Here is a 12,712-nt window from a genome sequence, read left to right on the forward strand (position 1 = left end):
ATCCCTTTTGCTGATGTAATTTATGATTAAGTCATCTATCTTTTACACAGGAAGTATGAAAATTATCTTTATAGAGAGGTTGTTCTTCGTTATATTCCAGCTGATAAAACCCATGCCCTAAATCCACCGAATATAATTGTAAAACTGGAGCCAGTGAAGGTGCATCCATGTTATATAACAAACTCGAGTTAGAAATATTTGCAAATTTTACCCATGCAGTCTTCCATGAGCATAAGCGCTTATTATTATTCAAAGGTATTTCATGTCCTGAGTCGTAAAACACATCTCTGTCCACACCTTGTTCTTTTGAATAAGTCCTAAAACAATAAGAAAGTAAGTCCATGCCGTTATTATATTTTTCGGATAGACATTTAGATGGGTCGTTGATTAATTCTTTTTGAAAAAAATTGAAACCTGCGCGAACTACAATATCGCTGACATCACTATGAAAGTACTTTCCTACAGTGTACACTGCAAAAAATATTATAAAAAGATCCTTCCATCTTAAGCATATCAAAAGCCATATGAAACAAGATAATAATAGCAGTGATGCCATTTGAAAGACATTGAAACTATAAGCATCAAAATTAGCATACCTTGTAAATTCAAAATAAATCGCTGATAAAAAATATATAAATGACAATATCAATGTTTGTCTTACATCGATGAATACTTTTTTAATTTTATTAAAAAAAAATTTAATGAATTTCTCTTTTTTTGTTTTTTGCATCCTGCATGGCCTTTATGTAGATTGTAATTTTTAATTAATATTCCATAGATAACGAACTTACTTTAAACTAGATTTAATAAAAACCTCCAATTTATAGTAAGAAGTTTTAAGTATTTTGATAACCACAGCCATAACAAATAGTCATTTCTTATTAATTTAACATTTGAAATAAATACGCCTAAAATCTCATTTTTTATATAGATGTTTTAGAGAACAAAACCATCAAATATCATAAGGTTTATGACATCAATAATCGCAAATGTTAAATTTATGTATACCATAGAGACTTTAATGTGAATTATCCATCTTTTTTTTTGCAGGAAATTTGCGTTTAACTTTCGTTTAACATTTGCTGTTTTAACTTAAAAAGCTAACATACATTCTGTTTATGACATTAAAATGTCATTCATTTTTACAATTAGTTTCAAAATGAAATTATCAAAAACACCATCCAACAAAAAATTCGCACTGAACATGAAAAACCTTTATATTTCTTTCATAGAAAAAATAAAAACATGAATTTTATTTATATAAAAATAAAGCATTCTGATATTAAAATCCTTTGATTGAAGCATAATTCGGATATAACTTCTAAAAGTTCAATTGAAAATAGTTTATCAACGCGATTTCCAAATGTGTTTTGTTGCGTGAAAGGAACAGTGTTTCCACCTTTTTCGATACCTATCAAAGCTATAATCGATGCCTTTGACTAAACTCTCACAATTCTCTTTTTCATTAATCCATTTCCTGCTAGGTATCCAGCTAAGAGTGCCTGGAGGCTCTGTCGCATTAAGGAGTCGTCAGGTAACATGCAGTTTTTTTTGCGATGTTCCCTGCCCATGTCTCTGATCCGAAAAGCCTTCAAACGCCTGCATTATCCCGTCGATATTATTGCCCAGTGCGTTCGCTGGTATCTGGCTTACTCACTCAGCTTGCGAAATCTTGAAGAGATAATGGCTGAGCGGGGGATTGTCGTTGATCATTCCACGCTTCACCGCTGGGTCATCCGGCTGGTACCACGCTTAGCTAAGGCGTTTCGCCGGTATAAACGTAATCCTGGCCGACGGTGGCGAATGGACGAAACCTACATCAAAATCAGGGGGCAGTGGAAATACCTGTACCGGGCAGTTGACAGTACGGGGCAGACCATCGACTTCCTGCTGGTCGCTAAACGTGATGCGGCAGCTGCTCTGCGTTTCTTCCGCAAGGCTATCCGCAATAACGGGGAACCGGAGGTGGTAACCATTGATAAAAGCGGCGCGAATACCGCGGCTCTGGATACACTCAACGCGGGTAAAGCAGATGAAGAAACCATTATCGTCAGGCAAAGCAAGTATCTGAACAATTTGATTGAGCAGGATCACCGGAACATCAAACGGCGGATACGACTGATGCTGGGGTTCAAATCATTTCGCCGGGCGCAGACGATACTGGCCGGCATTGAGTTAATCCATATGATACGCAAAGGGCAGTATAAACATCCGCAGGGGAACGGGTTGTCACCGGCAGAACAATTCTATCTTTTGATTGACTGAAAAACAGATTACGCAGCTTTTGCTGACTTACTGCCGTTAATGCGACAGAGCCGATTTATGTCCATATTGATGTGAATAAACTTCATGAACCAAATGTTGTTTGGCCACCCGCTTACCACAGATATGCACAGGAACATAGCCCAGAGTTTCCAGCTTCGACTTCGCGCGAGTTTGTTCCTTGCCTTTTCCGTTCTCAGCTTTCTTCCTGAGTGAGGTGGGGGTGCCCTCAGGCCATACAGTATCAATGTCGTCTGGGTAGGCCGCTAAATAACAAAGGGCGTTAACAACCAACTGCAATGCAGCTCTGTAAGTCGGGAATCTGCGGTGAGTTATATCGTTGCGGATAACAGCCATTTTCGGTGTTATGTCCTTTATTCGCATACCGTCAGGTATGGAAGAACCGCTCATTGATAATTCATTCTGAACAGAAGCTGTGATATCACCGCCCTTCCTCGTCTGCTGCACCTTTAAACTGTCGAGCCTGTCCGATAACATAGTGTTGATCGCTGTCGACAGGTCCATTAACCGGTAGTCTCCGACAAAATCCTGTGTATATTCAGCCTCAGGAAACACATACCATTGTCGGGAAAGCGAATGGTCATTGGGGATTGCCGTAAGTGTAAAGCGCACATCTCCGCTTACGCCCCGTTGCTCTACATAAGCTCCATCCACGAACCAGCCAGGTTCAAGCTCCAGATCTTTCTGGGGGCCGAAATGAATGTATTGTGACGCGTAGGGTAGCCTGATGCTGTTGAGAGGAATGTCATCAATGTCCGTCCTTGCCAGCATTTCAATCAGTGCAGGCGGAAAATCCATGATCTGACGTCCTGCCTGGGTGAATCGCCCGTAGGCAGTGGCAAGTGTTTCCTCGGCTTCGATGACAAGTGATGACTCCGGGTGTGAACCCTTCTGTTTTCGGGGAAAGGCTATCGACCGGCGATTTAACTCAGATATCATGGTTAACATGATTTCGTTAAGTTGTCCCACGGTGAGCATGCCAGACGAGGGTTCAACCTTTTGGCGGTAGAACTTGCTGACAGGTTCTGTGTAGTCACGGTATGCTTTAAAACGCTCTGGATGGTAGCGGTATAATGGCGGGTCTGCTTTCTCGACCTGCTTAGGTGAACACTGGTATTTTTTGATATCAAACATAAAGCCGATATCCGCGAAAGCCATTACTGGATCATCAATGCTGCGGGACCAGCGATCCCAGACGACAGGCCCCGCCATCCTGTCAAGCCAGCCGATTTCAAAAGTAGCCTCGTTACCATGATTAGTTACTGTTAGATAATTTTCGCAGTCCATTCCTTCCAGAAACCGTTCCATTTCTTCCAGGGTGTTTTCTACCTGCAGCATCGACTCCTCCTGAGAAGGGGTGCCTGTCCAGTCAATCATGGCCTCGAAATTTAATATGTGGAATATGTTTTCGAAATTCAGTACGGCATTCTGGTTCGTCTGAATACTACTTGTGTATGCCCTGACCTCATCGTTATAGCCATTCTCGAGCAGCGCCATCAGCGGTGTAAGGTGTTCATCTGAATAGATTTCATCATCTGGTTCGTGGGTCATATTTAGCGATCCTCTCTGGTATGCCAGATGCGCAGCACGTAGATGACGGACTTCTGAATTTCATAGCGGACCTCATACTCTCCAACCAGAAGTCGTCTGATTTCCCGGGGCTCGAACTGGAATAATTGCTCCCCAAGACGTGAACTGGTTAACAGGATGGCCGGTGCCTGTGTCAATGCCTGGACTGCTCTTGCAGCAGCAGATTTGTTAGCCAGAGCCAGAAAGTCATACAAACGAGCTAAATCTGACAGTGCCTTACTTGTCCATTTAATTTCCATCAACGTGGAACCGGCAATGGTTTGTCGGTTCCCAGGCTGTCAGCCCACGCCTGCACGGCCTGGTGATCGATAACCCGTCCCGCATCCACATCGGCCAGCGCTTCCTGGGTCAGGCGGTCACGCTCCTCTTCCTGGGCTATCCATGCGGAAAGTGCCTGCTTCATGATCCAGCCTCGTGAACGTTCAAGTCGGGCTGCAATTTGATCAACCTTATCAGCTATCGGTAATGGCACATGAGCTGTCAGCACCCGGGTTACTGCCTGCGTATCGTTCTTCATTTATTCACTCCGGCTTATATTGGTTTATTTGTTATTAATCATAGTTAATCACTATGAATCAATCAAGTGTAATGGCATATATCCCCGTTTGGTAGTTCTGTTTAAGTATACTTATATCGAACTGGCATGGCTTTTAGGAGTATTAAAGGGTGGGGGAGGATTAGCGTGAAAACTCTCTAATAAACCTGTAGCAGAGGCGGTACTGCTTCACGGCCTATCAGGCAATGATCTTGAAGTCACGGGCCTATGCCGTCGTGCTACTTCCTTGATATTCAAACAAGACTTTCTTTGGCAGTGGTAATAGTTATACCTTTTGGCTGATTGTTGTACGGAAGAAAATACTCATGATCGTTTCCGTTATATTTTATTACTGCCAGCCTGGGAAGATGATTACTATAATTTAAAACATCAGAATTTTGATAAGGTTGCGGCTTTATTTTTGAAATGTTTTCCAATAAATGCTCATACTTTAATATTTTACCCTTAGTCAATACTTCTTTTCTCAGAGAAGAGTGCGTATTAATAATTTCACAGTGCATATTTTCATTTTTAACTGAGATAATTTTTTCTGCAAATGAAATGTATTTATTATTTTTCATTGCCAGACTGAATGCAGCATTGCTGCTGTGTAAGTATTTTGGGTAGTGCTTCCAATCAGTAGAACAAGTACTTTTCAATAAAGGAACCGATGACTTTTTCGTGGGTTTCTACGGAACGTGAGAAGCAGATTGTTTTACGTGCCAGCCGCTTAATGCGGGTGCGGAGGGTCAGGTTGTTACGTTCGATACGTTGCGTGAAGATTTTGCCGGTCAGGTGTTTCTCCTTCGGCACTTCTCTGGCGTAGCTGCCCCAGTCATCGCTGGTCACCATGCCGATGCTGAACGGTGTCAACAGGGCTAACAGTTCCCGACAGGTCTCATCATTCCGTGGTCCGAAGGTGTAAGCCAGTACACCGCCAGTTTTCGTGCTGTAAGCGTACCAGAGCCAGTGTTGTTGCGCCTTGCTACCAACGAAGCTCCACTGCTCATCGAGTTCACAGACAAGGGCAACATCAGCGTGAGCGACAGGCGCAGATGTTATCCGCCGGGGCGAGAGCTTTTTAATGTCCGTATGGCGGTATTGATGCCGATTTTCAGTGTTCTGGCGGTATCGCGGACACCTGCGCCGTTATGTGCCATTTCGACTATCAGCTCCTTAACGCCGGGTTTTCTGGCTTCATAAGAGTAAGTGAGCTGGAAAACACGTTTACATGAGCGACAACGGAAGCGCTCATGCCGGGAACAACTACGACCATGTCGATAAACTTCATCGGAATGACAGCGCGGACAATGAACAGTAACGGTAGCCACGGAAACCTCAAATACCAGTAGACTACCAGAAACTCCTATCGATTGAAGGCATTACCGTATTTTGCACGAAAGTAATTGACTATCTGCATCTTATAATCCTTATGTGCCAACAGGGTTAATAATTAATTTTAAGGTTTTATTTTAGTACCGCTCCCAAGTTTATCTACCAGGGTGGTAGTAGAACGGGAGACTGGATTACCAAAACTTGTTGACTTAATGGATGTTTCCACACGGAAATCTACAGCATTCTGGCGCTGATGCCCCCTGCTAAATCCGTATGTTGACTGCTGAACTTTATAAATGTTGCGTGCCAACTCCGACGATGAAGAGGTTTGATTGCGGACGTTTGCAGATGTGCTGGAGACCCCGTAATTTTGAGAGCCACTACCAATTCCACTTACAGGCATATAAATATCCTTCTTAAAAAAATATTTTTCATGTTAATAAAATAGCATATTAGATTTCTACAAAAAAACGGTCACGCATACTTTAACTGAACTAGTGCTTAACATTTTTTCGTCCCTGACCCAGTTTAAGAGACACCTCCTCCAGGAGCGAACCATGGCAGACCTCGCGGCTGCACGCGCCTAGGGACGAAAAGGAGGCCGCAGGGCAGTCAGCAAAAGCGCACCGAACGTGATGATGGCCTGGCGTATGTATTAGGATAAATCTTTTAGTATCAATGAGATTTGTGAAACGTTAAAAAATTTCCCGGGCGACATTCTTCAGGTACGTATCTTTAGCAAAAGATGCAGCCTAATGGTTATATAAAATATTTAGATATAACTTTTAGGCTTATGGCCAGAAATTAACGAATCCTTACGGTCACCCAATTAGAGGCATCACCCTTTTTGCGCATGGCTATACACGAAAGGTATGTAACCCGCCCCTAAAATTCCCCCGACGATTATACTGTTAAGTATGCCCTGAACGGGGGCAGCATAGGCTCCTGAAAATGCGGCACTAAATAAGGATGTGCGACTTGCTAATGTATTGCATACCTGATCTAAGGCGGTTTTCCGTGTTATTTCATCTTTCGGTCGAAAATCAATATCAATTTTAAGCTCAGGATTATTGGAGACATAGGCATTAGCACCGCGACTCGTTAATTCATCCAACGTTTCACCGCCAATATTAACCAGTGCCCGGCCGACAATATTCGCGGCTAATTTCCCCATCACAGGCTCAAGAGCATCGGAGAGCATGTCCATTCCTTGATCAACCGCAATCTGATTTCCCGCATAGGCAGTGGCGGAGAACGCGGTTGCCTTTATATTCAGGGGGCCTTGATTATTGTCCTGTAACTGTAATAAATACTGAGAGAGATCTCGTACAGGTACATAGACAAATACCGCCGCGATCAACGCATTTGCAGCGACGGAAAGTCCACCAGTCGCCGATAATGCCGTTCCTGTTCCGACAACCAAGGCGATATTGGCGAGTCGCGAGCGTAGGCTCTCTGGCGTTTGTGTTCCTTCTTTAATATCTCGTGCTATTGCCGCCAGCTGTAAAACAACAGGCATTGCAACGCTCACCCCTGCTAAACTTACTTGTGCAGCCTGAGGAAGCATTTTGAACAAGGCAGGAAGCGCCGCTCTCCTTACATATTCACGTGCAGCTGTGGGTATACCGACAGATACGGCATTACGCGTAAGTATTGCTCCTGTATTTTTGACATGCCGTTGAAAAAATGCTTTCAAAGACTCTGGCGCTTCACGATGAGCAGCCGTATTTAATACTGACTCTGGTATTTCAATAGTAGTGTGTGGTGAATCACTGCTCTGGGACGGTGTTGCTTGTCGACATGGTGCGTCTGAGCTTTCGGCATGTTGTTGACGGAGGTCAGTGGCTAAACGAGGCAGGTTTTTCTTTTCCTCTTTAGCGTCAATATCGAAGACTAATACCGTCTCTTTTTGTTCTAGACCGCGATGAGTGTCGTTTGATGTTTCAGAACGCTGCAACATCTGATACAGCAACCCATCGGCATCATGGATCATGGTTTTATTTTTTTTTAATAACTCACTGTCACTATTTCGAATGAAAGTTATCTGTGATACACCACGCTCCATAAGGTCTGGGGAATTCACGTTGTTTATTTCATTGCTTTCTGTTTTGCGGTAATAAGTTAATATCGCAGGTGAATTGTTAATAATACTGGCTGGCATAGGGTAAGCTCCCTAATTGAATGAAAATATGATTTTAATGTTTGTGTGTAAAATAAACTCATGCGTTGACTAATGGATTAGTTATAAAATATTCATCTAATGATTACTATCAAATTACGGTCTTTTATATCGGAACGGGCTTTGTTGAATAAATCGAACTGACACAGTACGGCCGGCACTGGAAGGTATCCTTTTCCAGAACCAGCACATTAAGGGGCTCTGTCGCATTAACGGCAGTAAGTCAGCAAAAGCTGCGTAATCTGTTTTTCAGTCAATCAAAAGATAGAATTGTTCTGCCGGTGACAACCCGTTCCCCTGCGGATGTTTATACTGCCCTTTGCGTATCATATGGATTAACTCAATGCCGGCCAGTATCATCGGCGCCCGGCGAAATGATTTGAACCCCAGCATCAGTCGTATCCGCCGTTTGATGTTCCGGTGATCCTGCTCAATCAAATTGTTCAGATACTTGCTTTGCCTGACGATAATGGTTTCTTCATCTGCTTTACCCGCGTTGAGTGTATCCAGAGCCGCGGTATTCGCGCCGCTTTTATCAATGGTTACCACCTCCGGTTCCCCGTTATTGCGGATAGCCTTGCGGAAGAAACGCAGAGCAGCTGCCGCATCACGTTTAGCGACCAGCAGGAAGTCGATGGTCTGCCCCGTACTGTCAACTGCCCGGTACAGGTATTTCCACTGCCCCCTGATTTTGATGTAGGTTTCGTCCATTCGCCACCGTCGGCCAGGATTACGTTTATACCGGCGAAACGCCTTAGCTAAGCGTGGTACCAGCCGGATGACCCAGCGGTGAAGCGTGGAATGATCAACGACAATCCCCCGCTCAGCCATTATCTCTTCAAGATTTCGCAAGCTGAGTGAGTAAGCCAGATACCAGCGAACGCACTGGGCAATAATATCGACGGGATAATGCAGGCGTTTGAAGGCTTTTCGGATCAGAGACATGGGCAGGGAACATCGCAAAAAAAACTGCATGTTACCTGACGACTCCTTAATGCGACAGAGCCGATATTTCCGGCTAGCTTCATTGGGAATGAAGGCGTGAGCTGTATTAGGTGATTGATGCGGATATTGTCATATAATTCTCCTTTGGTTAAGAGTTTACTCACTCAGCGTCGTTTCCACTATTGCTGGGTAAGGTCATAAGGCAGCGCGGTCTGGCCGTGGACATACTCGTCACGGAATGGCGGCTGGTATAATCATCCCGGGTATTCCTGACTTATAAGTGGAGATTCACGCGCATCCACTCATTGATGAAAATGGGGCATTACTCAAATGAAAGACGCTAACCAACGCTGACCAGCCAGCGCCCCAGCCTGGCAATTAGATGAGGCATTTCGTCAGTAAAAGCCCATAAAAAGGCGCTGAAAGAGGCATAAAGTGCACATCCGATATAACTCATATTAATTAACCCGCTGTTCATTAAGGGGGTTAACAACTAACAAATTCGGATTATTAAGTAAATAAAAAGTAAAAGAGCCTGATTTTGTAGCTGAAGTTTTTCGCGTTCCCAGAATCGGGCACATCTTTTTACATATCAATCAGGTTTGCAATCGACCGTGCCATATCATTGTCTATGTGGTCTGGATGTGACGTTTAAGATGAAGAAGCGTTGCGAAAGACCATATTCAGCAGCGTACCGGTTGCCGGTCTTACGGTGCCTGTTGAGAAAGTTAACGAACTTTGCCGCCCACTGGATACCAGCTATCAGGATTAAGTGGTGGAGCAGTACGGATGGGTAAAACGTTTCCTGCCTGCGCTTCTGCGTGCTATGCCCTTTCGGGTAAGGGTGCCAACTCACTGACAGTGTTTTATGTTCAGATAATACCCAATGACTTTGTCATGAAGTTCCACCGATTTAGACAACGACAGCGACTTCCTACCCAGTCTTGCCAGATGCTGCTCAGGTTCATGTTATGCCGCCCGATACGATGCGTGTAACCCTTGCTTGTTACGGGCAGTATTCCCTTCAGAAGTGACTCATACTGCGGCCATTCGTCCGTCATCCATATAATCACTTCAGAGTCCGACAGCAGCCCCAGAAACATTGTGCGTACACAAAGACGCGGGCCACGACCATCCTGCGTATCCGGTCATAAGCGTAAATCAGCCAGCGCTGGCGTGACTTAGCTACAACGTAGCTCACTGCTCGTCCATTTCCGGGCCGACAATTACGTCACTTTTCTAAATTATTCGGGAGGTTATCGATTACGGCATGAGTTTTTTAAATGGCGGAGAATGGTGTTAAGTCCAATCCACGTAATGCGAGCGCCTGCTCGACAACCGAAGCCATTCATGGGTCATATCAATAATTTTCTGGTGTGTGCCGGGCGGAGATACGGTGTAGGTGAAAGTCAGTTGCCAGGTCTTTCGACAGCGAGAACTAAGACAGAACTGATGATCGGCAATACTTTTGCCGTTACGCACCACACCTCCAGTAACGAAACAAGGGAGGACAACACACTACAGGGGAACCTCAAAGACATCATCATATACTAAATCAGTAAGTTGACAGCCTTATCGCCAGCGCAGATATCATGAACCTCAGTTAGCGTTGCTCATTATTTGGGCGCTAAGTTTATTGCTGTGCACGAGCAATCTTGTATCAGTTACTATTGATAATAATTCTCAATTACATTAAATTCTTTTCGAACTAAAAAGGACATAACAATTTCAGCAATTTTTTACGGTGTTCGACCAGAAACCGTTTTTATTTAAACCAGCAAGTGAGCGAATACTAACTATTAATCAGGTATTTCGCACATGTCTTTACTTCCTCAGGGAACCACCTGCCAGCACCTGTTTCGCGTGGCAGTTTTATCATCAACCGTCCATGCAGCATGCTGTTACGCTGCTGATATCAATGCGGCGAGTGAACCGACGATGACCGTTATTGCCCCTAAGCAACAGGCTGGGAGCAAAACCACACTGACAGCGGGCGACCTGCAAAGGCGTGGAGCCAATGACTTCGGCTCGATAATGCGTTATGAGCCGCTGATTAGCGCCACCGGTGCATCCGGAGGATCCTCAACAGGTAAAAGCGGTTTTGACCGTTCCGGTTACACAGGTTATAACATCCGCGGTCTGGAAGGTAACCGGGTAGGGCTGGATATCGACGGTATACCGATTCCGGATGCTACTGGCCGTCCTTACGTTAGCCGTTCAGGTAACAATACCTTTGGAATTGGACGCGACTATATCGATCCCTACATGTTTAACAGCGTTGATATTGAGAAAGGAGCAACCTCTGTAGAGCAGCCGAATACCGCAATTGGTGGCAACGTGTCATTTCATAATAAATCACCGGATGATTACCTCAGTAGTGTCAGGGATAGCTGGTTGGGTTATCAGAGCAATTACAGTTCAGATGATCACAGCTGGCACAACGGAATAACGGCAGCTGCAGGCGATGATGAATGGCGCGGATTGCTGGTTTACAGTCGCCGCGATGGCCAGCAAACCCGGAATAACAGCGATGTGAAACAGGCTTTTCCGGCCAACTGGCATTCGAACGCTTTTATGGCTTCCGGGATTTGGCAGCCCAACGATCAACATAAATTAAGCGCCAACGTTGATTATTATCAGAAAACGCTTCACAGCCATTACGATATCTGGGATGGCAGAGGTAATACCGTCTGGGGAAGCGCACAGCAAGAGAGTGATACCCGTCGTTTGGGCATCAATCTCGCTGATGAATGGACACCGGACGACGCCGTGATTGATACCCTGACGACACGGGTCTACTGGCAGAAAACTGAGGCCCACGACAATACGTATCTGCCAACCAGTCCCAGTGAGTTTGGCTTTGTGTATTCTGATTACAATGTTGACACCTATGGTTTTGACACGCGCGTCATTAAAACGCTGGGTCGCCATGAGTTGAGTGCGGGTTTTAACACGCGGCTGAATGACACCGAACGTCCATTTCGTCAGGCTCCGCCATCTGACGCGACCGGTGTAATTACGCAGCCGCAGGCGGACAGCCGCGCATGGACAGCTGCAGGTTATCTTCAGGACAAAATTAACTTTGATCTTGATAACCATAACGCTGCCATTATTCCTGGCGTCAGGGTGATGTATCAGCGTACTCAGCCGAAAGACCTTGGCGATCTGACTCACGGCAGTACCGTTCTGACCCGCGAGCAGGTTGAGCAGCTCTATAGCAAAACTAATGCTGATACCCAACTGCTGCCCTCTCTAACGTTGCAATACGATGTAATGCCGACCTTAACCACCTGGATCCAGTATAAACGCGGTGTTGAGTTTCCTACACCCAGCCAGCTGTATGGCTCATGGAATCTGGGGTCAAGCTATGCCGGCAGTCAGCAATATGCGTTGATTGGTAATACCGATCTGAAAACGGAAACCAGCGACAATATTAAATGGGGGCTAAAAGGGCAGGCGACGAAAGGCATTACAGTCAACACCTCCGTATTCTATAACCAGTATAAAAACTTCATTGCCTATACGCGGTATCGCCGCGCCACCAGTCCGGAGATGTTCGTGAATGTGCCACGTAACATCTACACCAGTTTTCAGGCTGAAAACCGTGACAAGGCTTATATCTACGGGGCAGAGATTTCAAGCAAGGTGGAGTATGGCGCCTGGTTCCCGCAGGTTGACGGACTGAGCAGTACTTTTGCTTTGGGCTATAACCAGGGAAAATCGAAGTCCAGCTATTTAGGCGACAAATACATCGATCTCGACAGCGTAGCCCCGCTTAAAGCCATTGTTGGGCTGGCCTGGGACGACAGACGGCTCTGTCGCATTAACGGCAGTAAGTCAGCAAA

General features: G+C 45.1%; 9 protein-coding genes and 3 pseudogenes. 3 read left to right on the forward strand and 9 right to left on the reverse strand.

What is annotated here, in order from left to right; all coding sequences use genetic code 11:
- Window positions 1-31: 31 nt before the first annotated feature.
- Window positions 32-730: a hypothetical protein gene (locus GC087_RS24520; RefSeq protein WP_226374883.1), complete on the reverse strand. Its 699-nt coding sequence runs from the start codon at window positions 728-730 to the stop codon at window positions 32-34.
- Between the two features lie 839 nt (window positions 731-1,569).
- Between GC087_RS24520 and GC087_RS24525 the strand changes: the two genes are divergently transcribed.
- Window positions 1,570-2,265 carry an IS6 family transposase gene (locus GC087_RS24525; protein ID WP_210523173.1) on the forward strand — a complete coding sequence of 232 codons (696 nt, stop codon included), beginning with the start codon at window positions 1,570-1,572 and terminating at the stop codon, window positions 2,263-2,265.
- A gap of 36 nt (window positions 2,266-2,301) precedes the next feature.
- Here GC087_RS24525 and GC087_RS24530 read toward each other — a convergent pair whose 3' ends face one another.
- The 7 genes from GC087_RS24530 to GC087_RS24560 form a co-directional block, all read right to left on the reverse strand.
- Window positions 2,302-3,834 carry an AcrVA2 family anti-CRISPR protein gene (locus tag GC087_RS24530; protein WP_324030752.1) on the reverse strand — a complete coding sequence of 511 codons (1,533 nt, stop codon included), beginning with the start codon at window positions 3,832-3,834 and terminating at the stop codon, window positions 2,302-2,304.
- A gap of 2 nt (window positions 3,835-3,836) precedes the next feature.
- A complete protein-coding gene (locus tag GC087_RS24535; RefSeq protein WP_210523143.1) occupies window positions 3,837-4,112 on the reverse strand; it encodes a type II toxin-antitoxin system RelE/ParE family toxin in 276 nt (91 codons plus the stop codon).
- The gene (locus tag GC087_RS24540; RefSeq protein WP_034892433.1) at window positions 4,112-4,390 is read right to left on the reverse strand and encodes a CopG family ribbon-helix-helix protein; all 279 of its coding nucleotides are present in this window, start codon (window positions 4,388-4,390) and stop codon (window positions 4,112-4,114) included. Before GC087_RS24540 ends, GC087_RS24535 begins: the two co-directional genes overlap by 1 nt.
- Before the next feature lie 272 nt (window positions 4,391-4,662).
- On the reverse strand, window positions 4,663-4,989 hold the full coding sequence (locus GC087_RS24545) for a hypothetical protein (protein WP_246874578.1): 327 nt from the start codon (window positions 4,987-4,989) through the stop codon (window positions 4,663-4,665).
- 55 nt (window positions 4,990-5,044) lie between these two features.
- Window positions 5,045-5,739 (reverse strand): IS1 family transposase gene (locus GC087_RS24550; protein WP_210523139.1). Its coding sequence is split into 2 segments (ribosomal slippage): window positions 5,045-5,493 and window positions 5,493-5,739, totalling 696 coding nucleotides; the frame shifts between segments, so codons are not numbered across the junction.
- 842 nt (window positions 5,740-6,581) lie between these two features.
- The gene (locus GC087_RS24555) at window positions 6,582-7,904 is read right to left on the reverse strand and encodes a hypothetical protein (RefSeq protein ID WP_210523137.1); all 1,323 of its coding nucleotides are present in this window, start codon (window positions 7,902-7,904) and stop codon (window positions 6,582-6,584) included.
- 267 nt (window positions 7,905-8,171) lie between these two features.
- Window positions 8,172-8,867, reverse strand: a complete 696-nt coding sequence (locus GC087_RS24560) for an IS6 family transposase (protein WP_324030753.1) — start codon at window positions 8,865-8,867, stop codon at window positions 8,172-8,174.
- A 658-nt stretch (window positions 8,868-9,525) separates the two neighbouring features.
- Between GC087_RS24560 and GC087_RS25900 the strand changes: the two are divergent.
- A pseudogene (locus GC087_RS25900) lies at window positions 9,526-9,705 on the forward strand (hypothetical protein); the annotation flags it as partial.
- A gap of 14 nt (window positions 9,706-9,719) precedes the next feature.
- On the opposite strand, the pseudogene GC087_RS24565 reads toward GC087_RS25900, so the two are convergent.
- Window positions 9,720-10,386, reverse strand: a pseudogene (locus GC087_RS24565) (IS1 family transposase).
- Window positions 10,387-10,685: 299 nt separating this feature from the next.
- Here GC087_RS24565 and GC087_RS24570 point away from each other — a divergent pair.
- Window positions 10,686-12,674: pseudogene (locus GC087_RS24570) on the forward strand (TonB-dependent receptor domain-containing protein); the annotation flags it as partial.
- Between the last annotated feature and the right edge of the window lie 38 nt (window positions 12,675-12,712).

The organism is Pantoea sp. JZ2, assembly GCF_035191405.1.
GTDB classification, from domain to species: domain Bacteria; phylum Pseudomonadota; class Gammaproteobacteria; order Enterobacterales; family Enterobacteriaceae; genus Pantoea; species Pantoea stewartii.

What these genes read in the sequence shown, in the direction of transcription:
- GC087_RS24520 (WP_226374883.1), bottom strand. Translation starts at nt 730, where the DNA reads ATGCAAAAAACAAAAAAAGAGAAATTCATTAAATTTTTTTTTAATAAA.
- GC087_RS24525 (WP_210523173.1), top strand. Translation starts at nt 1,570, where the DNA reads ATGTCTCTGATCCGAAAAGCCTTCAAACGCCTGCATTATCCCGTCGAT.
- GC087_RS24530 (WP_324030752.1), bottom strand. Translation starts at nt 3,834, where the DNA reads ATGACCCACGAACCAGATGATGAAATCTATTCAGATGAACACCTTACA.
- GC087_RS24535 (WP_210523143.1), bottom strand. Translation starts at nt 4,112, where the DNA reads ATGGAAATTAAATGGACAAGTAAGGCACTGTCAGATTTAGCTCGTTTG.
- GC087_RS24540 (WP_034892433.1), bottom strand. Translation starts at nt 4,390, where the DNA reads ATGAAGAACGATACGCAGGCAGTAACCCGGGTGCTGACAGCTCATGTG.
- GC087_RS24545 (WP_246874578.1), bottom strand. Translation starts at nt 4,989, where the DNA reads ATGAAAAATAATAAATACATTTCATTTGCAGAAAAAATTATCTCAGTT.
- GC087_RS24555 (WP_210523137.1), bottom strand. Translation starts at nt 7,904, where the DNA reads ATGCCAGCCAGTATTATTAACAATTCACCTGCGATATTAACTTATTAC.
- GC087_RS24560 (WP_324030753.1), bottom strand. Translation starts at nt 8,867, where the DNA reads ATGTCTCTGATCCGAAAAGCCTTCAAACGCCTGCATTATCCCGTCGAT.